The sequence below is a fragment of the Nocardioides sp. zg-1308 genome, assembly GCF_013155375.1.
GTDB classification, from domain to species: domain Bacteria; phylum Actinomycetota; class Actinomycetes; order Propionibacteriales; family Nocardioidaceae; genus Nocardioides; species Nocardioides renjunii.
Map to the genome: position 1 here is coordinate 1,322,596 of NZ_JABJQY010000002.1, position 25,055 is coordinate 1,347,650.

Below are 25,055 nucleotides of genomic sequence, written 5' to 3' on the forward strand. Positions count from 1 at the left end.
GGCGGGCGGGCGGGGAGGCCTCAGCCCACCAGCACCACGTGGAGCGTCCGGGGGCCGTGGACACCCTCCACCCGGTCGAGCTCGATGTCGCTGGTGGCGGACGGGCCGCTGATCCAGGTGAGCGGGCGGGCGGGGTCGAGGACAGCGATCGCATCCGGCACGTCGGCCACGACCTGGTCGGCGGCCACGATGCAGACGTGCAGGTCGGGCACCAGGCTGATCGCCCGGCGGCCCTGGTCGGGAGCGTGGTCGAGGACGATCGTGCCGGTCTCCGCGATGCCCACGCGGGCGCGGGTGACGACGGCGTCGACGCGGTCGAGCTCGGCGGAGGTCAGGCCGTCGTCGACGACGGCGCCGGGGACGTCGAGGCCGAGCGCGGGAGGTACGACGCTGCTGGCGCCACCGAGGACGCCGGCGACGACGCCGGCCAGCTCGTCGGCGGTGCACCGGGTGACCACCGCGCGGTAGTCCTCGACGCGCTCGACGAAGAGCGCCGCGAGGTCGCCGCGGTCGGGGACGCGCGGCGCGGCGGGCACGGACACGGCGGGCGACACGTCGGCCAGGGCCGCGCGCACGCGGCCGAGGATCTCGTCGCGGGCGCTCACGAGCCGCCCCCGTCCCGGCCGCCGTCGGTGCGGTCCCACCACTCGCGGAACGACTCCTCGGGAGGGGCCGGCAGGTCGCGCGCGCCGGTCCAGTCCGCAGCCGGGCCGGGGAGGCGCCCGGCTGCGGGACGGCCGCCGGGCAGCGACGTGCGCGAGAAGCGGCCGATCACGCGGCCCGCCAGACCCGACGCGCGCTCCGCCCACCGCAGGCGGCGGGAGTCGGAGAAGGTCCAGGACGCTGCCCTCATCGCCACCGCCTCGGCCTTCGGCACCCGGTCGCCGCGGTGCGAGTCGACCACCGCCGCGCGCTGGTCCACCAGCACCGAGGGGATGTCGATGCGCACCGGGCACACCTCGAAGCAGGCGCCGCAGAGCGAGGAGGCGTAGGGCAGCGACGCGGTCTGCTCGTCGGACACCCCGCGCAGCAGCGGGTTGAGGATGGCGCCGATCGGGCCGGGGTAGACCGAGCCGTAGGCGTGGCCGCCGACGCGCTCGTAGACCGGGCACACGTTGAGGCAGGCCGAGCAGCGGATGCAGCGCAGCGCCTGGCGGCCGACGTCGTCGGCGAGCGCACGGGTGCGGCCGTTGTCGAGCAGCACCACGTGCACCTCCTGCGGCCCGTCGCCGGGCGTCACGCCCGACCACGTGGACGTGTAGGGGTTCATCCGCTCGCCGGTCGACGACCGGGGCAGCAGGCGCAGCATCGGGTCGAGGTCGGACCAGGTCGCGACGACCTTCTCGATCCCGACGACGCTGACGAGCACGTCGGGCAGGGTGAGGCACATCCGGCCGTTGCCCTCCGACTCCACCACGACGAGCGTGCCGGTGTCGGCGACGGCGAAGTTGGCGCCGCTGACCGCCACCCGCGCGCGCAGGAACTTCTCGCGCAGGTGCTCGCGCGCCGCGCCGGCCAGGACGGCCGGCTCGTCGGTGAGGCCGTCGGGGGCCGCGCGGCCGACGTCGGCCATGCGGCGCATGAAGATCTCCCGGATCTCGGCGCGGTTGCGGTGGATCGCGGGCACGAGGATGTGGGACGGCAGGTCCTCGCCGAGCTGGACGATGAGCTCGGCGAGGTCGGTCTCCCAGGCGGCGATGCCCTCGGCCTCGAGCGCCTCGTTGAGGCCGATCTCCTGTGTGGCCATCGACTTGACCTTGACCACCTCGTCGGCGCCGTGGCTGCGGGCGACGGACGCGACGATCGCGCACGCCTCCTCGGCGTCGCGGGCCCAGTGGACGGTCGCGCCGGCGCGGACGAGGGAGGCCTCGAGCGTCTCGAGGTGGGTGGCGAGGTCGCGCAGGGCGGCCTCCTTGACCCCGGCGCCGCTGAGCCTCAGGTCCTCCCAGTCCTCCACCTCGGCGACGACGCGGGCGCGCTTGTCGCGGATCGTGTGGGTGGCGTGGGCCAGGTTACGGCGCAGCTGCGTGTCGCCCAGCGCCTCGCGCGCGGCGGTCGGGAACGCCGGCATGCCGACGAAGGTGCCGCTCACGGCAGGTCCTCCACCCGGGCGCCGACGACCGGGCCGGGCGCCTTGCTCTCGGAGTCCTCGGTGGCGGCGAGCACCTCGGCGAGGTGCATGACGCGTACGCCGGCCCGCTGGCGCGACAGCATGCCGCCGATGTGCATGAGGCAGGAGTTGTCGCCGGCGACGAGGACCTCGGCGCCGGTGTCCTGGACGTGGCGCGCCTTGTCGCCGCCCATCGCCACCGACGTGTCCGCGTTCTTGAGGGCGAAGGTGCCGCCGAAGCCGCAGCACTCGGTGGCGTTCGGCAGCTCGACGAGGTCGATGCCGCGCACGTTCTCGAGCAGCCGGAGCGGCCGGTCGCCGACGCCGAGCATCCGCAGGCTGTGGCACGTCGGGTGGTAGGTCACCCGGTGCGGGAAGTAGGCGCCGACGTCGGTCACCCCGAGCACGTCGACGAGGAGCTCCGAGAGCTCGTAGGTGCGCGGGGCGGTCTCCGCGACCGCCGCGGCGAGGCGCGGGTCGCCGGACCGGTCGGCGACGATCGAGTGCTGGTGCCGGGCCGACCCGGCGCACGAGCCCGACGGCGTGACGATGGCGTCGTAGCCGGCGAACGCGTCGACGAACGCGCGCACCACCGGGACCGCCTCGTCGAGGTAGCCGGTGTTGACCATCGGCTGGCCGCAGCACGTCTGCGCGGACGGGAAGTCGACGTCCACGCCGAGACGGCGCAGCAGCCGGACGACGGCCTTCCCGGTGTCGGGGAACATGGCGTCGTTGACGCAGGTGACTTGGAGGGCAACCCTCACGGTCGGCATCCTTCCACGGGCAGCAGGGGCGGGTCGGGTGGGTCGGGTGGGTCGGGGGGTGGTGATCAGATGAGGCGGCGGCGCACGGCCCAGACGATCGCCTCGACGGGGGTGTCGACGCCGACGGTGGCGCAGACGGCGCGGGCCTTGCGGCGCACGGTCCGCTCCGACACCTCGAGGCGGCGGGCGACGGCCTCCACGGTCTGGCCCTCGGCCATCAGGCGCAGCACGGCGAGCTCGTCCTCGGACAGCACGGGCTCGTCGGTCGCGTTCACGGCACGCTCACCTCGCGCGGCTCGTGCCGGCGGAGGTCCTGGGTGCGGGCGACGAGCGCCCGCAGGTCGTCGAGGCCGCCGCTGATCGCGCCCGCGGCACGGCCCTGCACGAGCACGTTGCCCAGGGCGGTCGCCTCGACGGGCCCTGCCACGACCGGGAGGCCGGTCCGGTCGGCGAGGGCCTGGCACAGCAGCGCGTTCTGGCTGCCGCCGCCCACCACGTGCACCTGCCGGACCGTGCGTCCCGTCAGCGAGGCCGCGGTCGCCAGCGCGTCGGCGTACGCCACGGCGAGGCTCTCGACCACCGAGCGCACCAGGCTCGCGGCGTCGACCGGTGGGGCGACGTCGTGCTCGGCGCACCACGCGGCGATGCGCGCGGGCATGTCGCCGGGCGGGACGAACCGCGGGTCCTGGACGTCGAAGAGCGGGACCTCGCCCGTGACGTCCGCCGCGGCGGCCAGCAGCGCGCCGAGGTCGTCGCGGCGCCAGGTGCGCAGGGTCTCGCTGAGCAGCCACGTGCCCATCACGTTGGTGAGGAACCGGATGGTGCCGTCCACGCCGCCCTCGTGGGTGAAGTTGGCGGCGCGCGCCTCCTCGGTGAGGACCGGCTCGGTCAGCTCGAGGCCGACCAGGCCCCAGGTGCCGAGGGAGACGTACGCCGCCTCGTCGCCCGCCATCGGCACGCCGACGACGGCCGAGGCGGTGTCGTGCGAGCCGACGGCCACGACCGGCAGGCCGGGCGCGCCGACCGCCTCGCCCACCTGGGGCAGGAGGGTGCCGATCGTCGTGCCGGGCTCGACCAGGTCGGCGAGGAGCGAGCGAGAGATCCCCAGGCGGGAGAGCACGTCGTCGTCCCACGCGCCGGTGCGGAGGTCGAGCAGCCCGGTGGTGGAGGCGTTGGTCCGCTCGGCGACCTCGACCCCGGTCAGCCAGTGGGCCAGGAGGTCGGGCACTAGCAGCAGCCGGTCGGCGCCGGGGTGCGCGTGGTCGGCGGCGAGCTGGTAGACGGTGTTGAAGGGCAGGAACTGCAGGCCGTTGCGGGCGTAGAGCTCTTCGGGGGGCACCACGGCGTGCACGAGGCCGGGACCGACGGCTCCGCGCTCCTCGTCGCGGTAGTGGAACGGCTCGTCGAGCAGGCGCCCGTCCCGGAGCAGGCCGTAGTCCACCGCCCACGAGTCGATGCCGACGCTCGCGAGCGCCGACGGCGCCGCCGCCGCGGCGGAGCGGAGGCCGTCGAGCGCGTGGCGGTGCAGCGCCGAGACGTCCCAGTGCAGGCCGTCGTCGCGGCGCACCGGGCCGTTGGCGAAGCGCGCGGCCGCCGTGAGGCGCAGGCGGTCGGCGCCCACCTCGCCGAGCATCACCCGGCCGCTCGACGCCCCCAGGTCGATCGCGGCGACGGACACCGGGGAGTGCCCCCGGAGCCGCTGCGCTCCCACCTCGCCCACCGACGTGTCCTCCCGTCCCGGTCAGCGGAGGAACGCCGCGGCGACGCCGGCGTCGACGGGGACGTGCAGGCCGGTGGTGTGGCTGAGCTCGTCCGAGCAGAGCACGTAGACGGCGTTGGCGATGTTCTCCGGCAGCACCTCGCGCTTGAGCAGCGTGCGCTGGGCGTAGAACTTGCCGAGGTCCTTCTCCTCCACCCCGTAGACGGCGGCGCGCGAGGCGCCCCACCCGCCGGCGAAGATCCCCGAGCCCTGGACGACGCCGTCCGGGTTGACGCCGTTGACCTTGATGCCGTGCTCGCCGAGCTCGGCCGCGAGCAGCCGCACCTGGTGGGCCTGGTCGGCCTTGGCGGCGCCATATGCCACGTTGTTGGGTCCGGCGAAGATCGAGTTCTTCGAAGAGATGTAGACGATGTCGCCGCCCATGCCCTGCTCGATCATGGCCTTGGCGGCGGCGCGCGAGACCAGGAACGAGCCCTTCGCCATCACGTCGTGCTGGAGGTCCCAGTCCTGCTCGGTCGTCTCCAGCAGCGAGCGCGACAGCGAGAGGCCGGCGTTGTTGACCACGAGGTCGACGCCGCCGAAGGCCAGCACGGTCGCGTCGAGCGCGGCCTGCACGGCCGGGGCGTCCGACACGTCGACCTGCACGCCGACGGCGACGTCACCCGAGCCGATCTCCGCGGCGGCGGCCGCTGCCTTCTCCAGCGACAGGTCGGCGATGACGACGCACGCGCCCTCGCCCGCCAGCTTCTTCGCGGTGGCCAGGCCGATGCCCGACGCCGCGCCGGTGACCAGCGCGACCCGCGTGGCGAGCGGCTTGGGCTTCGGCATCCGCTGGAGCTTGGCCTCCTCGAGCGCCCAGTACTCGATCCGGAACTTCTCCGACTCGTCGATGGGGGCGTACGTCGAGATGCCCTCGGCGCCGCGCATGACGTTGATCGCGTTGACGTAGAACTCACCGGCGACGCGGGCGGTCTGCTTGTCCTTGCCGTAGCTGAACATCCCGACGCCCGGGACCAGCACGACGAGCGGGTCCTTGCCGCGGATCGCCGGGCTCTCGGGGGTCGCGTGGCGGTCGTAGTAGCCCTGGTAGTCCTCGCGGTAGGAGACCGCGAGCTCCTGCAGGCGGGCGATGCTGTCCTCGACCGAGGCCGACGCAGGCAGGTCGAGGACGAGCGGCTTCACCTTCGTGCGGAGGAAGTGGTCCGGGCACGACGTGCCGAGCTCGCCGAGGCGGGGGTGCTCGGCGTGGGCGAGGAAGTCCAGGACGACGTCGGAGTCGGTGAAGTGGCCGACCATGGGGCGGTCGGCCGAGGCGATGCCGCGGATCGTGGGCGCGAGGGCTGCGGCCCTGGCGCGGCGCTCGTCCTCCGGCAGGGCGGCGTACCCCTCGAGCGCGGGGCCGAACGGCTCCGCCTTCGAGTGCTCGGCGATGTAGGTGGAGGCGACGTCGATGATCCAGAGGCTGTTGGCCTCGGCCTCCTCGGAGGTGTCGCCCCAGGCGGTGATGCCGTGCCCGCCGAGGATGCACCCGCGCGCCTGCGGGTTCTTCTCCTTGATCTCGGCGATGTCGAGCCCGAGCTGGAAGCCGGGCCGGCGCCACGGCACCCAGACGACCTCGTCGCCGAAGATCGTGCGGGTGAGCTCCTCGCCGTCGGCGGCCGTGGCGATCGCGATGCCGGAGTCGGGGTGCAGGTGGTCGACGTGCGCGGCGTCGACGAGGCCGTGCATCGCGGTGTCGATCGACGGTGCGGCACCGCCCTTGCCGTGCAGGCAGTAGTCGAAGGCCGCGACCATGTCGTCCTCGCGGTCCACGCCGGGGTAGACGTCGACGAGGGCGCGCATCCGGTCCAGCCGCAGGACCGCGAGGCCCGACGCGGCCAGGGTGCCGAGGTCGCCGCCGGAGCCCTTGACCCAGAGCAGCTCGACGTCCTCGCCGGTGACCGGGTCGGTCTCGGTGCCCTTGGCCGAGGTGTTGCCGCCGGCGTAGTTGGTGTTGCGGGGGTCGGCGCCCAGCCGGTTCGAGCGCTCGACGAGCTCGGCGACGGTGGGGTTGGTGTCAGTCACGGTCGTGTTCCTTCGACATTCGTAGGGGGGTGTCAGTTCCAGCCGGCCTGCGAGCCGCCGACGCGGTCCGCCTCGATCTGCTGCTGGTAGCCGGAGTCGAGGTAGGCGCGCATCGGGTCGCCCGGCAGGCCGCGCTCCTCGCGCCAGGCAGCCAGGTCGCGGCGCACGTCCGTGTAGAAGGCGTCCATGAACACCTCGTTGGCGAGCAGCACGTCACCGGCGCTGCGCGCCTCGTCGAGCGCGTCGGTGTCGAGGAGGAGGGCGCGGGCCGTCATCTCCTGGACGTTGAGCACCGAGCGGATCTGCCCGGGGATCTTGTCCTCGATGTTGTGGCACTGGTCGAGCATCAGCGCGACGTCGTTGGGGGTGCCGTCGGCCTGGTGGCCGAAGCCGCCGCCGCGGATGACCTCGACCATGATGCGGAAGAGCTGGAACGGGTCGGCGGCACCGACGATCAGGTCGTCGTCGGCGTAGAAGCGGCTGTTGAAGTCGAACGAGCCGAGCTTCCCGAGCCGCAGCAGCTGGGCGACGATGAACTCGATGTTGGTGCCCGGGGCGTGGTGGCCGGTGTCGAGGCACACCTTCGCGCGGTCGCCGAGGGCGGCGACGTGGACGTACGACGTGCCCCAGTCCGGGACGTCCGTGTGGTAGAACGCCGGCTCGAAGAACTTGTACTCGAGCACGAGCCGCTGATCCTCGGAGAGCTGGTCGTAGATCGTGCGCAGGCCCTCGGCGAGCCGGTCCTGGCGGGCGCGCATGTCGCCCTGGCCGGGGTAGTTGGTGCCCTCGGCGAGCCAGATCTTCAGGTCGCGCGAGCCGGTCCGGTTCATCACGTCGATGCACGCGAGGTGGTGGTCGATGGCCTTTTGCCGCACCCGCGGGTCGGTGTGGGTGAGCGCCCCGAGCTTGTAGTCGTCGTCCTGGAAGGTGTTGGAGTTGATCGTGCCGAGGGCGACGCCCTGCTCCTTCGCGTACGCCGACAGCGTGCCGAAGTCGTCGACCACGTCCCACGGGATGTGGAGCGCGACCGTCGGGGCGAGGCCGGTGAAGCGGTGCACGGCGGCGGCGTCGGCGACCTTCTCCTCCACGGTGCGGGGGGTGCCGGGGGTGCCGAAGACCTTGAAGCGGGTGCCGGAGTTTCCGTAGGCCCAGGACGGCACCTCGATAGCGAGGTCGCCGAGCCGGTCGCTGATGTCGGAGAAGGTGGTCATCACTGGTCCTGAGCTGTCTGGGTGGGAGCGTCGGTGGGTGCAGGGGTGCCTGCGGGCGTTGCCGGAGAGCTGGCCGGGGTGGTGTCCGGGGGCAGGTCTGCGAGCTGGTCCTCGAGGTGGAACACCTCGGTCAGCTGCCAGAAGCCCTGGTCGGGTGGGAGGTCGAGGTCCTCGAAGAATTCGGCCATCTCGGCCTGCCACCGCGCGTTGACGTCGGTGCGGGCCATGCCCTCCTGCGCGGCTGCCAGGTCGGGCGTCTCGAGGTAGCCCACGAGCAGGCCGTCGTCGCGCAGGAAGAGGGAGTAGTCGTGCCAGCCGGTGTCGTGGAGCGCGCGGAGCATCTCGGGCCACACCGCGGCGTGGCGCTCGGCGTACTCCTCCATCCGGTCCCGGCGGACCTGCAGGGTGAAGCAGACGCGGTGCATCGCGGTCTCCTTTCTGGTGGTGGATCGCTGGTCGAGGAGGGCCGAGGGCCGGTCACCCGACGTGATCTGGTGTCGAGACGGGTCGCGCAGCCCCTCACTACGTGCGGGTCTGCGCGACCCTCCTCAACCTGATCGGCTGTTCGGGCCCTTGCGAGCTCGGGCCCGCCGATCAGAAGTCGAAGTCGCCGATGTTGTCCGCGTCGAAGGTGAACGGCTCGCCCAGCAGGACGACGCCGTCGGCGCCGACCTCGAACTCGCCGAGCTCGCCGGCCTCGAAGGTGTCGCCCTCCTCGCCGGTGATGTCACCGTTGGCCAGGGCCGCCGCGGCGTACGCCGCCAGGAAGCCGAGGTCCTCGGGGTTCCACAGGGCGAACGACTCGACGGTGCCGTTCTCGACGTACTCCCGCATCTGGTTGGGGGTGCCGAGACCGGTCAGCGCGACCTTGCCCTTGGCGTCGGAGTCCGACAGGTAGCGGGCGGCGGCGGCGATGCCGACGGTGGTCGGGGAGATGATGCCCTTGAGGTCGGGGTGGTTCTGCAGGAGCGCCTCGGTCTGGTCGAAGGACTTCTGGTCCTCGTCGTCGCCGTAGACGGTGTCGACCAGCTCGATGTCCGCGTAGTCGGGGTTGTCCGCGAGCTCGGTCTCCATCATCTCGATCCACGCGTTCTGGTTGGTCGCGTTGGCGCTGGCCGAGAGGATCGCGATCTCGCCCTCGCCGCCGATCTGCTCGGAGATGAGCTCGAGCTGCTTGGCGGCGATGCCCTCGGCGGTGGCCTGGTTGACGAACAGGTCGCGGCACTCGGGGTTGGTGTCGGCGTCGAAGGTGACGACCTTGACGTCGGCGCTGCGCGCCTCCTCGATGGCGTCGCAGAGGGCCTCGGGGTCGTTGGCGGAGAGGATCAGGGCGTCCTGGCCCTGCTGCGCGACGGTGTTGATGTAGGAGACCTGGGCGTCGGGGCTGGCGGTCTCGGGACCGACCTCCTCCATGTCGGCACCGAGCTCCTCGGCGGCCTTCTCCGCGCCGGCGGTGCTGGTGTCGAAGTAGGGGTTGCCGAGGTTCTTCGGGAGCATGGTCAGGCTGAGGTCGCCGCCGCCCTCGCTCCCGGACCCGCCGCCGTCACCGCTGTCGTCGCCACCGCAGCCGGCGAAGGCGAAGGTCGCGGTGAGCAGGAGCGCGGCCAGCGCGGTCGGGCGCTTCGTGTGGAGCTTCATGAGTCACTGCCTTTCGTGGTTCCGACGCCGGCGGGTGCCGCGTCCTGGTGGGGGCGCGGCTCCGGGGGAGCCGCCGGCTTGCGCGAGAACCTCGAGGAGGTCGCGGCAAGGACGTTGGGGAGGATCACCGAGGCCACGAGGAGCAGGCCGACGATGATGTTGGTGACGTTGACCGTCACGCTCTCCAGGCGCAGCGCGCTGGAGATGACGCCGATCAGCACGACGCCGGCGAGCACGCCGTGCAGCCGGCCGCGGCCGCCGAAGATCGAGACCCCACCGAGCAGGACGGCGGCGATCACCTGGAGCTCGTAGCCGGTCGCGTTGTCGCCGCGGGCCGAGCCGAAGCGCAGGGTGAAGTAGATGCCCGCCAGCGCGGACACGACGCCCGAGAGGACGAAGAGCACCAGCTTGGTGCGGGCGACGTCGACGCCGGTGAAGTGGGCGGCCTCGTCGTTGAGGCCGATGTCGTAGACGCCGCGGCCGAACGTCGAGAAGTGCAGCAGGACGACGAAGCCGACCGCGAGCACCGCGAAGGGGATCATCACCAGCGGGACCTGGGTCTCGCCGATGGTGTCGGTGGCGAGGTCGGTCCACGTCTCGGTGAAGTCGGTGATGGCCTTGGTGCCGAGCAGCCCGACCGCGATGCCGCGGAACAGCGCGAGCGTCCCGATCGTGACCGCGAGCGAGGGCAGTCCGACGTAGGCGATGAGGAAGCCGTTGAGGGCGCCGCAGGCCAGGCCGGCGAGCAGCGCGAGCATCGCGGCCGCCGGGACCGACATGCCGTTCTCGTGCAGGACGCCGAGCAGCACGCTGCTCAGCCCCATGATGCTGGCCACGGACAGGTCGATCTCGCCGGTGATGATCACCAGCGTCATCGGCAGGGCGATCAGCAGGATCGGAGCGATGTCCTGCAGCAGGAACTTGAGGGTCAGCGGCCCGTCGAAGTTGGGCACGTTGGCGATCGAGTAGAGGATCACCGCCGCGGTGAGCGCGATCACGGCGGTCTCGCGGGTGAGGAGCAGGCGCTGCCACAGCGGCGCGGAGTACGCGTCGTACGTGCGGGCGGGGGCGGCGGTGCCGGCGCCGGTGCTGGTGGAGGTGCTCATGCGTGGTCCCTCGATTCGGCGAGCCGGCGGGCCTGTCTGGTGGCGAGGACCCGGTCGAGCACGATCGCGCCGAGGATCAGGACGCCGACGACGGCGCGCTGCCAGAAGTCCTCGATGCCGAGGCTGGGCAGGGCCCGGTTGATGGTGACGAGCAGGAAGGCGCCGATGGCTGCGCCCCACACGGTGCCGCTGCCGCCGAAGATCGCGATGCCGCCGATGACGGCCGCGGCGACGGCCTGCAGCTCGATGCCGAGGCCCACGTTGGAGCTGACCGTGCCGTAGCGGGCGGTGTAGAGCGCGCCGGCCAGGCCCGCCAGCGCACCGCTGAGGACGAACGCGGCGAGGAGGCGGCGGCGTACGGACAAGCCGTAGAGGACTGCGGCGTCGGGGTCGGAGCCGATGGCGTAGAGCTCGCGTCCGCCGCGCGCGGTGTGGAGGTAGTAGCCGACGGCGGCGAGCACGACGACCGCGACGATGGTGAGAAGCGGGATGGTGAGGAACGTCTGGGTGCCGAGCGACAGGAAGCCCGACGGCAGGTCGCCGGCGTTGATCCGGTCGCTGCCGGCCCAGGTCAGCATGATCCCGCGGTAGATGTAGAGCGTTCCGAGCGTGATGACGAGCGCGGGTACGTTGCCGTAGGCGACGAGCACGCCGTTGACGAGCCCGAGCACGGCGCCCAGCGCGAGGCAGGCGGCGATCACCGCGACCACGGGGATGCCGGGCTGGTCGATGAAGAGGCGACCGGTGAGGTAGGCGGTCAGCGCCATCACCGAGCCGACCGACAGGTCGACGTTGCGGGTGATGATGACGACGGCCTGGCCGACCGCGAGCAGCAGCAGGATCGAGGGGTTGAGCAGGAAGTTGCGCCAGCCGTCGGCGCTGAAGAGGAAGCTGTTGTTCTTCGAGGTGGCGAGCACGACCACCGCGACCAGGACGAGGAAGATCGAGAGCTCGCGCGAGCGGAGCACGGTGGTGAGCGCGCGGCGGGTCGGGGAGAGCCGGCTGGGCTCCACAAGCAGCGCCTCGCCGGCGGAGACCTCGCTCGACCCCGCGTCCGGGCGCTCGACGTCGGTGTGGCTCATCGGGTCGTCTCCAGGTGGTGGGTGGCCGCGTGCATCACGGCCTCGGGGGTGGCGTCGGCACGGTCGAGCTCGGCGGTGATCCGGCCCTCGCACAGGACCAGCACGCGGTCGGCCATGCCGAGCACCTCGGGCAGCTCGGAGGAGATCATCAGGATCCCGAGGCCCTGCCCGGCCAGCTCGGAGAGCAGCCGGTGGACCTCGGCCTTGGTGCCGACGTCGATGCCGCGGGTGGGCTCGTCGATGATCAGCAGCCGGGGGTTGGTGGCCAGCCACTTGGCGATGACGACCTTCTGCTGGTTGCCGCCGCTCATCGTCGCGGCGTTCATGTCGAGCGCGCTGGTCTTCACCTCGAGCCGGGCGGCCCAGGGGCCGGCGGCGCGGTTCTCCATCGACGCGGTGAGCAGGCCCGCCTTCGCGATGCCGCGCCGGATCACGCCGGCGACGTTGCGGCTGACGGAGGAGTCGATGACCAGGCCCTGCTTGCGGCGGTCCTCGGGGATGAAGGCCATGCCGGCGCGGATGGCCGCGCGCGGGTCGTGCGCGCGGACGTCGCGGCCGGCCACCGACACGGAGCCGGAGTCGTAGGGGTCGACGCCGAAGACCGCCCGGGCCACCTCGCTGCGACCGGCGCCGACGAGGCCCGCGAGCCCGACGATCTCGCCGGCGCGCACCTCGAGGTCGATGTCGTGGAAGACGCCGGCCCGGTTGAGGCCGCGGACCGTGAGCACCGGCTCGCCGATCGTGGCGGCGACCTTGGGGAAGAGGTCGTCGACGTCGCGTCCGACCATGAGGGACACCAGCTCCGAGGGGGAGGTCTCGTCGGTGCGACGGGTGTCGATGTAGGCGCCGTCGCGCATGACCGTCACGGTGTCGGCGAGCTCGAAGACCTCGTCGAAGCGGTGGGAGATGAACACCAGCGCGCGGCCCTCGTCGCGCAGGCTGCGCGCGACGGAGAAGAGCCGCTCGACCTCGACGCCGCTGAGCGCCGCGGTCGGCTCGTCCATGACGAGGAGGCGGGCGTCGAGGGAGATGGCCTTGGCGATCTCGATGATCTGCTGGTCGGCGATGGACAGGCCCTCGGCGGGGCGGCGCGGGTCGATCCGCACGCCGAGCCGGGTGAAGAGCCGCTCGGCCTCCGCGTACATCGCCGCGCGGTCGATGCGCCGGCCGCGGGCCAGGAGCTGGCGGCCCATGAAGATGTTCTCGGTCACCGAGAGGTCGGGGAAGAGCGTCGGCTCCTGGTAGATCACCGCGACGCCGGCCTGCTTGGACTCGGCGGTCGAGGAGAAGTCGACCGCCTCGCCGCCGAGCTCGAAGACGCCCGCGTCGCGGCGGTGCACCCCGGCGACGACCTTCACGAGCGTGGACTTGCCGGCGCCGTTCTCGCCGATGAGGGCGTGGATCGAGCCGGCGTCGACGCTGAGGCTGCCGGACCGGAGCGCGACCACGGGGCCGAACGACTTGGTCACCTCGCGCAGCACGAGCACCGGTGCGGCGGTGTTCCTGGCGGACATGGAGCTCCTCGGTTGAAAGGTTTCAACGAAACGTAAGTGAGGGTCGTCACAGGTGTCAAGAGTCGCTCCCGGTGTTTTTCGGACAGCTCGTCCGGCCGCGCCGGACGTCATGGCGGGCGGTCATCGCGGCGACCGCTCGCCAGGACGTCGTCGTCGTACGTCATGGGCGGCGGCCGGCGGAGCGACCACGCACCATGACGTCCTCCGGTGGCGTACGCTCCGGTCCACATCGTTTCAACGGCGGCGGCAGCACGTGCGCGCGATCGGCACGGGAGGGGGTGCGGCGGGTGGTCAGGGCCTCCTCGGTCAAGGACGTCGCCGCGCGCGCGGGCGTCTCCCTCGGCACCGTCAGCAACGTGCTCAACCGGCCCGACCGCGTCTCGCCGCAGACCCGCGCCAAGGTCGAGCAGGCGATGCACGACCTCGGATTCGTGCGCAACGAGTCGGCGCGCCAGCTGCGCGCCGGCCGCAGCCGCACGCTCGCCTACGTCCTGCTCGACGCCCGCAACCCCTTCTTCACCGACGTGGCCGAGGGCGCGGAGCGGGCCGCGGAGACCGCCGGGCTGTCCCTCTTCCTCTGCCACTCCGACAACCGCGCGTCCCGCGAGGGCGACTACCTCGCCCACCTCGTCGAGCAGCGGGTGCAGGGGATCCTCGTGACGCCGGTCGACCCGCAGGCGGCGGTCCTCGACGACGTACGCCGCAACGGCACGCCGCTCGTCATCGTCGACCGCACCCGCAGCGACGACGCGTTCTGCTCCGTGGCCGTCGACGACGAGCTCGGGGGCCGGCTGGCCGTCGAGCACCTCATCGAGCGCGGCCACACCCGCGTCGCGTTCATCGGCGGCCCGGACACGATCGGCCAGGTCCGCGACCGGCTCGCCGGCGCCCGCCGCGCCTGGGCCGAGGCCGGCCTGCCCGACGACCAGCTCGCGGTCGTCCCCACCAGCGGGCTGACGGTCGTCGAGGGCCGCTCGGCCGGCGAGCGGGTGATGGGCGTGGCCCGGCGCCGCCGCCCGACGGCCGCCTTCTGCGCCAACGACCTGCTCGCGCTGGGGCTGCTCCAGCAGCTGAGCACCTCCGGCTTCGCCGTCCCCGGCGACCTCGCCATCGTGGGCTACGACGACATCGAGTACGCCAGCGCCGCCGCCGTGCCGCTGACCTCCGTGCGGCAGCCCCGCCAGGAGCTCGGTCAGCGGGCCGCGGAGCTGGTGCTGGACGAGGCCGACAACCCCGCGCACCTGCACCAGCAGGTGGTGTTCACCCCGGAGCTGGTGGCGCGCCGCTCGACCCTCGGCTGAGGAGGACGGGCTAGAGGTCGACCACGAGGGCGCGGTGGTCGGAGAGCGACAGCTCGACCGCCCGCCCGGTCGCGGGCGGCAGCTCGCCGTCCAGCAGCACGTGGTCGAGCTGGCTCCGCGGGGCGTCGGCGGGGAAGGTCAGCTCGGAGACCAGCGGCCGCATGCCGGTGATGCGCACGGCGCGGTCGGGCTCCATGTTGAGGTCGCCCATCAGCACGAGCGGTCGGTCGGCGGTGGCCAGCGAGTCACGGACCCGCGCCAGCTGTCGGCCGTTCCACCACTCCACGAAGGTGAGGTGGACGTCGACGACCGTCATGAGGCCGTGCGGACCCTCGATGGTGGCCGCGACCGCCACCCGCGGCTCGTCGCGCACCAGCTCGGGCCGGCGTGAGCCCGTGAACCACATCGGCACCCGCACCGGGACGGGCGCGAGCCGGACGGTGCGCCAGGCCCGCACCGGGCAGCGCGACAGCAGGGCGATGCCGTACGCCGCGCTGTCCGGCTGCTCGTTGCCGTCGGCGACCATCCACGTCGCGCCGGGCACCCCCGAGAGCGCCGCGACGAAGCGGTGCTCCTGAGCGCCCATCGCCTCGGCGGCGAGTGCGGTCAGGTCCGCCTCGGATGCCACGCTCCGCCGAGCCCGAGTCGCAGGAGGCGCTGCGCGAGGCGCTCAAGCGCGTCGCCGTCGTCCTGAAGGAGGCGGGCGTGCTGTTCGCGCTGACCGGCGGCTATGCCGTGTGGGCGCGCGGCGGGCCGGAGTCGGTCCACGACGTCGACTTCCTCGTGGCCGCCGAGGACGCCGCGCAGGCCGCGGAGGCGCTCGAGGAGCGAGGGGTCGAGGTCGTGCAGCCGCCGGAGGACTGGCTGTTCAAGGCCTACACCGACGGTGCGATGGTCGACCTCATCCACCGCCACTCGGGCGGGCCGGCCCCGCGGTCGCTCGTCGAGGACGCCGACGAGCTCGAGGTGCTCTCGGTGCAGATGCCGGTGCTGTCGGCCACGGAGGTGGTGGTGCAGAAGATGCTGGCCCTCGACGAGCACACCTGCGACCTCGGCCCGATGATCCCGGTCGTCCGTGCCCTGCGCGAGCAGGTCGACTTCGCCCGCGTGCGCGAGGAGACCGCGCAGAGCCCGTTCGCCGCCGCGCTGCTGTTCCTGCTCGAGCGCCTGGACGTGGTCGAGCCGCCTGCCCCGGCCTGAGACACGGGTGACACGGGCGTCCGGTTCGGTACCTTGTGCCCCGGCCCGCACGCCGCCCAGGTCCCGACCCGACCCGGGCCCCCACCCAGGAGGCAACGCAGTGCGCATCGGCATCCCACGCGAGTCACGACCCGGCGAGACGCTCGTCGCCGCCACGGCGAAGACGGCCGCGCAGCTCGCCGCCCTCGGCTACGACGTGGTGGTCGAGCAGGGCGCCGGTGCGGCGGCGGACCAGCCGGACGCGACGTACGCCGACGCGGGCGTGCGCCTCGGCACGGGCGAGGAGGTCTGGGCGAGCGACGTCGTGGTGAAGGTCAACGCGCCGGCCGACGACGAGGTCGCCCGGCTGCGCCCGGGCGCGACGGTCATCAGCCTCATGGCGCCGGCCCGCAGCCCCGAGCTGGTCGAGCGGCTCGCCGCCGCGGGCGTCACCGCGCTGGCGATGGACGCCGTGCCCCGCATCTCGCGGGCCCAGTCGATGGACGTGCTGTCCTCGATGGCCAACGTCGCCGGCTACCGCGCCGTCATCGAGGCGGCCCACGAGTTCGGCCGGCTCTTCACGGGCCAGGTCACCGCGGCCGGCAAGGTGCCCCCCGCGCGCGTCTTCGTCGTCGGCGCCGGCGTCGCCGGACTCGCCGCCATCGGCGCGGCGGGGTCGCTGGGCGCGGTCGTGCGCGCCTTCGACGTACGCCCCGAGGTGGCCGAGCAGGTCCGGTCGATGGGCGCGGACTTCGTGACCGTCGAGATGGAGCAGGAGGTCTCGACCGACGGCTACGCCAAGGAGATGACCGCCGAGCAGGAGGCCGCGACGGCCGCGATGTACGACGAGGAGGCGCGCGCCGCCGACATCGTCATCACCACCGCGCTCATCCCGGGCCGCCCCGCGCCGCAGCTCGTCACCGCCGAGACCGTCGCCGCGATGCGGCCCGGGTCGGTGGTCGTCGACATGGCCGCGGCCAACGGTGGCAACGTCGCCGCGACGGTCCCCGACCAGCGCGTCGTCACCGCGAACGGCGTCACCGTGCTCGGCTACACCGACCTCGCAGGGCGGCTCGCCGCGCAGACCAGCCAGCTCTACGGCACCAACGTCGTCAACCTCCTCAAGCTGCTCACGCCCGAGAAGGACGGCCGGCTCGTCCTCGACATGGACGACGTGGTCCAGCGCGGCATCGCGGTCACCCGCGACGGCGCCGTCATGTGGCCGCCGCCGCCCGTCCAGGTCTCCGCCGCCACCACCACGCAGGTGCTGCCGGCCGCCGCCGCGGCACCCCCACCGACGCCGGTCGACCCGAGGCGGAAGTGGTACGCCGCCGGGCTGGGCGCGGTCGCGTTCGCGGTGCTCGCGTCGCTGGCGCCGGCCAGCTTCCTCGGCCACTTCACCGTCTTCGCGCTGGCCGTCGTCGTCGGCTACTACGTCATCTCCAACGTCTCGCACGCGCTGCACACGCCGCTCATGGCCGAGACCAACGCCATCTCGGGGATCATCCTGGTCGGCGGCATCCTCCAGGTGGGCAGCGACAACGTCGCGGTGATGCTGCTCGCGCTCGTCGCGGTCTTCGTCGCGAGCATCAACATCTTCGGTGGCTTCCTCGTGACGCTGCGCATGCTCGAGATGTTCAGGAAGGACTGACGTGAGCGACTTCCTGACCTCGGACAACCTCTACGGGCTGGTCACCGGGGCCTACGTCATCGCCGGCCTGCTCTTCATCGGCGCGCTCGCCGGCCTCTCGCGCCACGAGACGGCCAAGCTCGGCAACCTCGCCGGCATGGCCGGCATGGGGCTGGCGCTCGTCGCCACCCTGCTGCTCGCCGCCCAGAAGGCCGAGCTCCTCGGCGAGCGCAGCTTCGCCGTCACCCTGCTGCTCGTCCTCGTCATGATGGGCGCCGGCGCCGCCGTCGGTGCCTGGCGGGCGCGCACGGTCGAGATGACCGGGATGCCGGAGCTGGTCGCGATGCTGCACAGCTTCGTCGGCCTCGCCGCGGTGCTGGTCGGCATCAACTCCTACCTCGAGCTCGATGGGTTCGGCGACGCCGCGCACGACGTCGAGGTCTTCATCGGGGTGTTCATCGGTGCGGTGACGTTGACCGGCTCGATCGTCGCGTGGGCCAAGCTCAGCGGGCGGATGTCGTCCTCGCCGCTCACCCTGCCCCGGCGCCACCTGCTCAACCTGGCCGTGATCGTGGTCTCGGTCCTGCTGATGGTCTGGTTCGTCGCCCTCGACGGCGAGCTCGAGCTGGGCCTGGTGCCGCTGCTGCTGATGACGGCCCTGGCCCTGTTCCTCGGCTTCCACCTCGTGGCGGCCATCGGCGGCGGCGACATGCCGGTCGTCGTGTCGATGCTCAACAGCTACTCCGGCTGGGCGGCGGCCGCGGCCGGCTTCATGCTCGGCAACGACCTGCTGATCATCACCGGCGCCCTGGTCGGCTCCTCGGGTGCGATCCTCAGCTACATCATGTGCAAGGCGATGAACCGCTCGTTCATCAGCGTCATCGCCGGCGGCTTCGGCTCCGACGGTGCGAGCAGCGGCGAGGACCGCGACTACGGCGAGCACCGCGAGATCCAGGCCGACGAGGTCGCCGCCCTCCTCGCCGACGCGTCGTCGGTCGTCATCACGCCGGGCTACGGCATGGCGGTCGCCCAGGCGCAGTACCCCGTCGCCGAGATGACCCGCAAGCTCCGCGAGAAGGGGGTCGACGTCCGCTTCGGCATCCACCCCGTCGCGGGACGCCTGCCCGGCCACATGAACGTCCTGCTCGCCGAGGCCAAGGTCCCCTACGACATCGTGCTCGAGATGGACGAGATCAACGACGACCTGCCCGCCACGGACGTCGTGCTGGTGATCGGCGCCAACGACACCGTCAACCCCGCCGCCCTCGAGGAGCCGGGCTCACCCATCGCCGGCATGCCGGTGCTCGAGGTGTGGAACGCCCGGGACGTGGTGGTCTTCAAGCGGTCGATGGCCACCGGCTACGCGGGGGTGCAGAACCCGCTGTTCTTCAAGGACAACACCCAGATGCTGTTCGGTGACGCCAAGGACCGGGTCAGCGAGATCGTCGCCGCCCTCGGCTGACCGGAGCGGCGGCGCGTACGCTCCGGTCAGCCCTTGGTGCCTCCGGCGGTCAGCCCCGCCACCAGGTGCTTCTGGGCGAAGAAGAACACGATCGCGGCCGGGACGGTGATGAGCACCGCGCCCGCGGTGAGCAGGTCCCAGCGGGGGCTGAACTGCGGCACGAACGTCTGCAGGCCGGCGCCGAGCGTGTAGTGGTCGCTGCCCTGCATGAACGCGATGGCGTACGCCACCTCGCCCCACGCGGTGAGGAACGTGTAGAACGCCGTGACCGCGAGGCCCGGCCGGGCCAGGGGGAGGACGACCCGCCAGAAGGTGCCGAACGGACCCAGGCCGTCGAGGGCCGCCGCCTCGTCGAGCTCGCGCGGGATCGTGTCGAAGTAGCCGCGCAGCATCCAGGCGCAGAACGGCACCGCCACGGTGAGGTAGGCGATGACCAGCGACGGCTTGGTGTCGATGAGCCCGAGGTTGGCCATGATCGTGTAGATCGGGACGATGAGGATCGCGACGGGGAACATCTGGGTCAGCAGGAACACCCACATCAGCCCGCGCTTGCCCGGGAAGTTGAACCGGCTCAGCGCGTAGCCGGCCGTGGCGGACATCGCGATGCCGATGACCATGGTGAAGGCCGCGACGATCACCGAGTTGAGGAACCAGACCGGGAAGTCGGTGCTGGTGAGCAGGCGCCGGTAGTTGTCGAGGGTGGGGCTGGAGAACAGCTGGATCTCGGTGCGGCGGATCTCGCTGGGCGGCTTGATCGAGCTCAGCACCACCCACAGGATCGGGAACAGCGCGCAGAACGTCGCCACGATGAGCGTGGCGTGCAGCCCGACGCTGGCGAGCACCGAGCGCTCGCTGCGGCGCCGAGGACTGCGCGTCCGGGTGGTGGCGACGGACTCCACCGGGTCGGCGGCCACGGCGGCCGGGGGCATGGCGGACATGCCGGTCATCAGAACACCTCTCCCTGCTTGGCGAGCATCCGCTTGTAGACGCTGGCGTAGACGACGAGGATCGAGAGGATCAGCACGCCGTAGGTCGCAGCGAGCGAGTAGTCACGGATGCCCTCGAAGGCCGCCCGGTAGGCGCCGGTCACGAGGATCTCGGTCGAACCCGCCGGCTGCCCGCGGGTGACGAAGTAGATGATCGGGAACATGTTGAAGGTCCAGATCGTGCCGAGCAGGATCACCGTCGAGCTGACCGGGCGCAGCCCCGGCAGCGTGATGTTGACGAAGCGCTGCCACGGGGTGGCCCCGTCCATCTCGGCCGCCTCGTAGAGGTCGCCGTTGATCGACTGGAGGCCGCCGAGCAGCGCGACCATCATGAACGGCACGCCGAGCCAGACGTTGGCGACGATCGCGGTGAACAGCGACGTCCAGCGCTGCTCGAACCACGCCACCGGGTCGAGGCCGACCGCCCGGAGGACGCCGTTGATGATCCCGAAGCGCTCGTCGAAGATGAAGCGCCACGCGAAGGCCGCGACGAACGACGGCACGGCCCACGGCAGGATGAGGGCGACCCGGTAGAAGCCGCGGCCGCGGAAGTTGCGGTTGAGCATCACGGCGAGGGTCAGCCCGATGCCGTAGTGCAGGACGACACAGGCGATCGTCCACACCAGGGTGTTGGAGAGCTGGAGCCAGAAGTGGCCCTGCTGACCGGTGAGGACGTCGACGTAGTTCTCGAGGCCGACGAAGCGCGCCCCGTCGGGGTTGGGCTCGCACGTCTCGGCGCCGCCGAGGACCTTCGTGCAGATCTCCTCGCGCTGGTTGGACTCGTTGAGGTTGGTGAACGACTGCCACACGCCCTGGACGAGCGGGTAGAAGACGAGGACACCGAGCACGATGACGGTGGGCAGCACCATCGCCCACGCGTACCAGTGCCGGTCGAAGCTCTTGCGCATCCGAGGTCGTCCTTGGGGGTGTCGGAGAGGTGCGGGGCCATGCAGGGACCGGGCTGCCGCGGGGGCCGGGCCGGCGTGGCCCGGCCCCCGCGGTCAGCGGGGTCCGGCGGGGTGCAGCGGGTCGAGCAGGGTCAGCGCTGCGTCACTGGAGCGAGTAGTCGGGGACGACGTCGCTCTTGTAGGTGTCGGCTGCCTTGTCGAGCGCACCCTGGACGGGCTTGTCCTGGATGAGCACCTCGGTGGCCATGGTGTCGAGCGCGGCGAAGAACTGGCCGCCCTCGGGGATCCACGGCCGCGGCTGGGCGACCTCCATGGCGTCGGCCCACAGGGCGACGCGCTCGTTGGAGACCATGTCGTACGAGTCGGCGTTGCCGGGCAGCAGGCCTAGCTCGTCGGCGATGAAGGCCTCGGACTCCGCGGAGCTCATGAAGGCGATGAAGGCCGCGGCGGCCTCCGCCTTCTGGTCGTCCATGCCGGAGTAGACGACGTAGTTGTGGCCGCCGACCGGGGCGCCCTGGCCGGCGCCGCCGGCGGGGACGGGCGCCACGCCGAGGTTCTCGATGCCGCCGAACTTCGGGTCGTCGGAGATGCCGGCGACCTCCCAGGGACCGTTGATGATCATGCCGACCTTCTGCTCCTTGAACAGCGTCATCATCGTGCCGTAGGGGTCGTTGGCGGTCGGCTTCACGGCCGAGCCGTCCTCGACGAGGCTCTGCGCGGTCTCGATGCCCGTGACGGCCTCGGGGCTGTTGACGGTGATCGTCTGCGACTCGGTGTCGACGATGTCGGCGCCCTCGCCGTACATGAACGGCAGGAGGAAGTAGCCGCCGGAGTTGAGGTAGATGCCGTCGACGCCGGCCTCGCTCTTGAGCGCCGCGGCGGCCTCGCGGACTTCGTCCCACGTGGTCGGCGGGGCCTCGGGGTCGAGGCCGGCCTTCTCGAAGAGCTCCTTGTTGTACATGAGGCCGAGGGTGTCGGTGACCTGCGGGACGCCGTAGGTCTTGCCGTCGAACTCGTTGCTCGAGAGGGGGGTCTCCAGGAAGTTGTTCTCCAGGGCGGCGGTGCCGTCGAGGGCGTAGAGGTAGCCCAGGGAGGCGAACTCCGGGGTCCAGGCGACCTCGGCGCGCAGGATGTCGGGCGCGCCCGAGTCGGCCTCGGCCGCGGTCTTGAACTTGTTCTGCGTCTGGTCGAACGGCACGATCTGGTGGTCGATCGTGATGTCGGGGTACTCCTCGTTGAACTTGGCGATCAGCTCGTCGTACGCCGGGGCCTCGTTGTCGGGGTCGGAGGTGTCCCACCAGGTGAGCTCGGCGGAGAGCTCGGTCGAGCCGCTGTCCGCCTCGCTGTCGTTGTTGCTGTCGGAGTCCCCGCCGTCGCTGCCGCACGCCGCAAGCGTGAGGGCGAGGGCGGCGACGGCGATCCCGGCGGAGCCGGCCTTGAGTCGACGCATCGAATTTCTCCCAGATGTCCGCGCCCGGGGGGAGGGCGCTGTGATGACGGTCACCGGAGGCTAGCAAGAAGTGTGCAAGAAATGAAAGACCTTGCAGGGCTGCTGCAACGGTGCTTTCATTCCGGCATGGCCACCCTCGCGCAGATCGCCGTCGAAGCCGGTGTCAGCGAAGCCACCGTCAGCCGGGTGCTCAACTCCAAGCCGGGGGTCAGCGAGGGCACCCGCCAGTCGGTGATCACCGCCCTCGACGTGCTGGGCTACGAGCGCCCGACGCACCTGCGCCAGCGCAGCGCCGGCCTCGTGGGCCTGGTCGTCCCCGAGCTCGAGAACCCGATCTTCCCGGCCTTCGCGCAGGTGATCGAGGACGCGCTCGCGCGCCGCCGGTTCACGCCGGTGCTCTGCACCCAGTCCCCGGGCAGCCTGTCGGAGGACGAGTACGTCGAGTCGCTGCTCGACCACGGCGTCGCCGGCATCATCTTCGTCTCCGGCAAGCACGCCGACACCCGGGCCGACCACGAGCGCTACCAGGCGCTGCTCGAGCGCCAGCTGCCCGTCGTGTTCATCAACGGCTTCGTCGACGGCCTCGACGCGCCCTTCCTGTCGGCCGACGACCGCGTGGCGATGGACATCGCCGTCGCGCACCTCGCCGACGTCGGCCACCGGCGCATCGGCCTGGCCATCGGCCCGGCGCGCTTCATGCCGTCGGCGCGCAAGCACGAGGGCTTCGTCGCCGCCCTCGGGCGCCACTTCGGCACCGGCGAGGCGGAGGCGAGGGGCTGGATCGCGGAGACGATCTTCTCGGTCGAGGGCGGTGCCGCCGCCACGCAGCAGCTCCTCGAGCAGGGTGCGACCGCGATCGTCTGCGGCTCCGACATGATGGCCATCGGCGCCATCCGGGCGGCCCGCGCCGCCGGCCTCGACGTGCCCGGCGACGTGTCCGTCGTCGGCTTCGACGACTCGCCGCTGGTGGCCTTCCTCGACCCGCCGCTCACCACCGTGCGGCAGCCGGTCGCCCAGATGGGCGGCACCGCCGTGGCCGCCCTCGCGGACGCGATCGGCGGCGACCCCGTCGCCTCGCGGGAGTACCTCTTCGCCCCCGAGCTGGTGCTGAGGAGCTCGACCGGCCCCGCCCCGGCCTGACGCCTGACGTCGGTCGTCGCGTCAGGCGAGGGCGTACGTCTCCACGACCTCGTGCCGCGGGCGCCGGCGCCGGCCCTCGCCGAGGTGCGAGGCCACCAGGGCCAGCTCGTCGACGTGCCAGGCCGGGCCGTCGTACGCGTCGAGCAGGCGCACCCACGACGTGACGTTGTCCGGCCGGCCGAGCCGACCCAGGGTGAGGTGCGGGCGGAAGCGCTGGCCGTCGACGCGCGCTCCCGCACCCGACATCGCCGCGCGGCAGCCCGAGGCGAGCGCCTCGAGGGCGCTCGCCGCGTCGTCGTCGACGGCGAGCCGGGCGAAGAGGACCCGCGCCCGGTCGGGGTCCGGGAAGGCGCCGCCCCCGGCCACCCGCAGGTCGAAGGCGGGCCGCCTGGCGGCGACCTGCGCCATTCGCTCGCCGAGCTCGTCGAGGCCCCGCTCGGGGACCGACTCCGAGAACGCCAGGGTGAGGTGCCACTGCTCGGGGTCGGACCAGCGGAACGCCGCGGCCTCGCGGCGCGGGGACAGGAACTCGTCGAGGTGCTCGACGGCCTCGGCAGGCGACTGCACCGCCACGAACATGCGCATCGCCGCTCCGCCCCTCACAGCCCCAGGTCGCGCCCGATCAGCATCTTCATGATCTCGTTGGACCCGGCCCAGATCTTGGTGACGCGGGCGTCGCGCCAGGCGCGGGCCACGCGGTACTCGTTCATGTAGCCGTAGCCGCCGTGCACCTGCACGCAGTGGTCGAGGACGTCGTTCTGGACCTGGGAGGTCCACCACTTCGCCTTCGCCGCGTCGACGGGCGTGAGCTCCTTTCTCGTGTGCGCGACGACGCATTGGTCGACGAAGGCCTGGGTCACGTCGACGCGGGTGACGAGGTCGGCGAGCAGGAACTGGGTGTTCTGGAAGGCGCCGATCGGCTGGCCGAAGGCCTGGCGGTCCTTGGCGTACTGGACCGTCTCCTCGAGGATCTGCTTGGCGTGGGCCAGGTTGGTGATGGCCGAGCCGAGGCGCTCCTGCGGGAGGAACTGCATCATCGAGATGAACCCGGTGTCGAGCGGGCCGACCAGGTCGTCGTTGCTGACCCGCACGTTGTCGAAGGCGAGCTCGGCGGTGTCGGACTCGTCCTGGCCCACCTTGTCGAGCACCCGGCCGACGCTGAAGCCGTCGAGGGTGGTGTCGACGGCGAAGAGCGAGATGCCCTTGGCCTTCTTCTCCGGGCTGGTGCGGGCCGCGACGAGCACGAGGTCGGCCGAGCCGCCGTTGGTGATGAAGGTCTTGGAGCCGTTGATGATCCAGTCGTCGCCGTCGCGGACCGCCGTGGTGCGGAGGTTGGCGAGGTCGGAGCCGCCGCCCGGCTCCGTCATCCCGATCGCCGTGACCAGCTCGCCGGTCGCGGCGGCCGGCAGCCAGCGCGTTTTCTGGGCGTCGTCGGTCAGGTGCACGAGGTAGGGCACGGTGATGTCGGCGTGGATGCCGAGGCAGCTCGGCAGGGTCATGTTGACCTTCGCCAGCTCCTCGGTGAGCACGGCGTTGAAGCGGTAGTCGCCGGCCTCGGAGCCGCCGTACTCCTCGGGGATCTCCAGGCCGAGGAAGCCCTGCTTGCCGGCGGAGAGCCAGAAGTCGCGGTCGAGCCCGTGGCCCTCGGCGTACGTCTCGAGGTGCGGGACCACCTCGCGGTCCAGGAACTGCTTGACCGAGGCGCGGAAGGCCTCGTGGTCCTCGTCGTAGATGTCACGCTTCATGGCCGCTATGTTACCCGCGGGTCACCTGGGCGACGAGTCATCCTG

General features: G+C 72.0%; 23 protein-coding genes. 5 read left to right on the top strand and 18 right to left on the bottom strand.

Going from position 1 to position 25,055, the window contains the following annotated elements; genetic code table 11:
* Nucleotides 1-20: 20 nt before the first annotated feature.
* The 12 genes from HN031_RS08115 to HN031_RS08170 all read right to left on the bottom strand — a co-directional run bounded on the left by HN031_RS08115 (nt 21) and on the right by HN031_RS08170 (nt 13,209).
* Nucleotides 21-605 carry a lactate utilization protein C gene (locus tag HN031_RS08115; RefSeq protein WP_172268685.1) on the bottom strand — a complete coding sequence of 195 codons (585 nt, stop codon included), beginning with the start codon at nt 603-605 and terminating at the stop codon, nt 21-23.
* Nucleotides 602-2,092 carry a lactate utilization protein B gene (locus tag HN031_RS08120; protein ID WP_367650694.1) on the bottom strand — a complete coding sequence of 497 codons (1,491 nt, stop codon included), beginning with the start codon at nt 2,090-2,092 and terminating at the stop codon, nt 602-604. The genes HN031_RS08115 and HN031_RS08120 overlap by 4 nt, the downstream gene beginning before the upstream one ends.
* Nucleotides 2,089-2,874 (bottom strand): (Fe-S)-binding protein, encoded by a 786-nt coding sequence (locus HN031_RS08125; RefSeq protein WP_367650695.1) that lies wholly within the window; start codon nt 2,872-2,874, stop codon nt 2,089-2,091. The genes HN031_RS08120 and HN031_RS08125 overlap by 4 nt, the downstream gene beginning before the upstream one ends.
* A gap of 65 nt (nt 2,875-2,939) precedes the next feature.
* Nucleotides 2,940-3,149: a helix-turn-helix domain-containing protein gene (locus tag HN031_RS08130; protein WP_216652085.1), complete on the bottom strand. Its 210-nt coding sequence runs from the start codon at nt 3,147-3,149 to the stop codon at nt 2,940-2,942.
* On the bottom strand, nt 3,146-4,594 hold the full coding sequence (locus tag HN031_RS08135) for a rhamnulokinase family protein (protein ID WP_367650696.1): 1,449 nt from the start codon (nt 4,592-4,594) through the stop codon (nt 3,146-3,148). The genes HN031_RS08130 and HN031_RS08135 overlap by 4 nt, the downstream gene beginning before the upstream one ends.
* 21 nt (nt 4,595-4,615) lie before the next feature.
* A complete protein-coding gene (locus tag HN031_RS08140; RefSeq protein WP_172268691.1) occupies nt 4,616-6,658 on the bottom strand; it encodes a bifunctional aldolase/short-chain dehydrogenase in 2,043 nt (680 codons plus the stop codon).
* A gap of 32 nt (nt 6,659-6,690) precedes the next feature.
* Nucleotides 6,691-7,869, bottom strand: coding sequence for an L-rhamnose isomerase (gene rhaI, locus HN031_RS08145; RefSeq protein ID WP_172268694.1), 1,179 nt, complete (start codon nt 7,867-7,869; stop codon nt 6,691-6,693).
* Nucleotides 7,869-8,294, bottom strand: coding sequence for an L-rhamnose mutarotase (locus tag HN031_RS08150; protein WP_172268697.1), 426 nt, complete (start codon nt 8,292-8,294; stop codon nt 7,869-7,871). Before HN031_RS08150 ends, rhaI begins: the two co-directional genes overlap by 1 nt.
* A gap of 169 nt (nt 8,295-8,463) precedes the next feature.
* Nucleotides 8,464-9,507 (bottom strand): rhamnose ABC transporter substrate-binding protein, encoded by a 1,044-nt coding sequence (rhaS, locus tag HN031_RS08155; protein WP_172268700.1) that lies wholly within the window; start codon nt 9,505-9,507, stop codon nt 8,464-8,466.
* On the bottom strand, nt 9,504-10,613 hold the full coding sequence (locus HN031_RS08160; protein ID WP_172268703.1) for an ABC transporter permease: 1,110 nt from the start codon (nt 10,611-10,613) through the stop codon (nt 9,504-9,506). The genes rhaS and HN031_RS08160 overlap by 4 nt, the downstream gene beginning before the upstream one ends.
* On the bottom strand, nt 10,610-11,695 hold the full coding sequence (locus tag HN031_RS08165) for an ABC transporter permease (protein WP_172268706.1): 1,086 nt from the start codon (nt 11,693-11,695) through the stop codon (nt 10,610-10,612). The genes HN031_RS08160 and HN031_RS08165 overlap by 4 nt, the downstream gene beginning before the upstream one ends.
* Nucleotides 11,692-13,209, bottom strand: coding sequence for a sugar ABC transporter ATP-binding protein (locus tag HN031_RS08170; RefSeq protein ID WP_172268709.1), 1,518 nt, complete (start codon nt 13,207-13,209; stop codon nt 11,692-11,694). The genes HN031_RS08165 and HN031_RS08170 overlap by 4 nt, the downstream gene beginning before the upstream one ends.
* A gap of 287 nt (nt 13,210-13,496) precedes the next feature.
* On the opposite strand from HN031_RS08170, the gene HN031_RS08175 reads away from it, so the two are divergent.
* Nucleotides 13,497-14,510 carry a LacI family DNA-binding transcriptional regulator gene (locus HN031_RS08175; RefSeq protein ID WP_367650697.1) on the top strand — a complete coding sequence of 338 codons (1,014 nt, stop codon included), beginning with the start codon at nt 13,497-13,499 and terminating at the stop codon, nt 14,508-14,510.
* 10 nt (nt 14,511-14,520) lie between these two features.
* Here the strand turns inward: HN031_RS08175 and HN031_RS08180 are convergent, their stop codons facing one another.
* Nucleotides 14,521-15,138, bottom strand: a complete 618-nt coding sequence (locus HN031_RS08180; protein ID WP_367650698.1) for an endonuclease/exonuclease/phosphatase family protein — start codon at nt 15,136-15,138, stop codon at nt 14,521-14,523.
* Here HN031_RS08180 and HN031_RS08185 point away from each other — a divergent pair.
* The 3 genes from HN031_RS08185 to pntB all read left to right on the top strand — a co-directional run bounded on the left by HN031_RS08185 (nt 15,132) and on the right by pntB (nt 18,781).
* Nucleotides 15,132-15,710, top strand: coding sequence for a nucleotidyltransferase family protein (locus HN031_RS08185; RefSeq protein ID WP_172268715.1), 579 nt, complete (start codon nt 15,132-15,134; stop codon nt 15,708-15,710). The genes HN031_RS08180 and HN031_RS08185 overlap by 7 nt on opposite strands.
* A gap of 100 nt (nt 15,711-15,810) precedes the next feature.
* Nucleotides 15,811-17,340 (top strand): Re/Si-specific NAD(P)(+) transhydrogenase subunit alpha, encoded by a 1,530-nt coding sequence (locus HN031_RS08190; RefSeq protein ID WP_172268718.1) that lies wholly within the window; start codon nt 15,811-15,813, stop codon nt 17,338-17,340.
* Nucleotide 17,341: 1 nt separating this feature from the next.
* Nucleotides 17,342-18,781 (top strand): Re/Si-specific NAD(P)(+) transhydrogenase subunit beta, encoded by a 1,440-nt coding sequence (pntB, locus tag HN031_RS08195; RefSeq protein WP_367650699.1) that lies wholly within the window; start codon nt 17,342-17,344, stop codon nt 18,779-18,781.
* Nucleotides 18,782-18,807: 26 nt separating this feature from the next.
* Here pntB and HN031_RS08200 read toward each other — a convergent pair whose 3' ends face one another.
* From HN031_RS08200 to HN031_RS08210, 3 genes are all read right to left on the bottom strand, one after another.
* Nucleotides 18,808-19,728, bottom strand: a complete 921-nt coding sequence (locus HN031_RS08200) for a sugar ABC transporter permease (RefSeq protein WP_172268721.1) — start codon at nt 19,726-19,728, stop codon at nt 18,808-18,810.
* Entirely contained in the window at nt 19,728-20,675 is a 948-nt protein-coding gene (locus HN031_RS08205; protein ID WP_216652086.1) for a carbohydrate ABC transporter permease, read from the bottom strand. The genes HN031_RS08200 and HN031_RS08205 overlap by 1 nt, the downstream gene beginning before the upstream one ends.
* Before the next feature lie 142 nt (nt 20,676-20,817).
* The gene (locus tag HN031_RS08210; RefSeq protein WP_172268724.1) at nt 20,818-22,125 is read right to left on the bottom strand and encodes an extracellular solute-binding protein; all 1,308 of its coding nucleotides are present in this window, start codon (nt 22,123-22,125) and stop codon (nt 20,818-20,820) included.
* Between the two features lie 126 nt (nt 22,126-22,251).
* Here HN031_RS08210 and HN031_RS08215 point away from each other — a divergent pair, with 126 nt between their 5' ends.
* Complete coding sequence (locus HN031_RS08215) at nt 22,252-23,265, top strand: LacI family DNA-binding transcriptional regulator (protein WP_172268727.1); 1,014 nt, start codon at nt 22,252-22,254, stop codon at nt 23,263-23,265.
* A gap of 21 nt (nt 23,266-23,286) precedes the next feature.
* Here HN031_RS08215 and thpR read toward each other — a convergent pair whose 3' ends face one another.
* Complete coding sequence (thpR, locus tag HN031_RS08220; RefSeq protein ID WP_172268730.1) at nt 23,287-23,850, bottom strand: RNA 2',3'-cyclic phosphodiesterase; 564 nt, start codon at nt 23,848-23,850, stop codon at nt 23,287-23,289.
* 14 nt (nt 23,851-23,864) lie between these two features.
* Complete coding sequence (locus HN031_RS08225) at nt 23,865-25,010, bottom strand: acyl-CoA dehydrogenase family protein (protein ID WP_172268733.1); 1,146 nt, start codon at nt 25,008-25,010, stop codon at nt 23,865-23,867.
* Between the last annotated feature and the right edge of the window lie 45 nt (nt 25,011-25,055).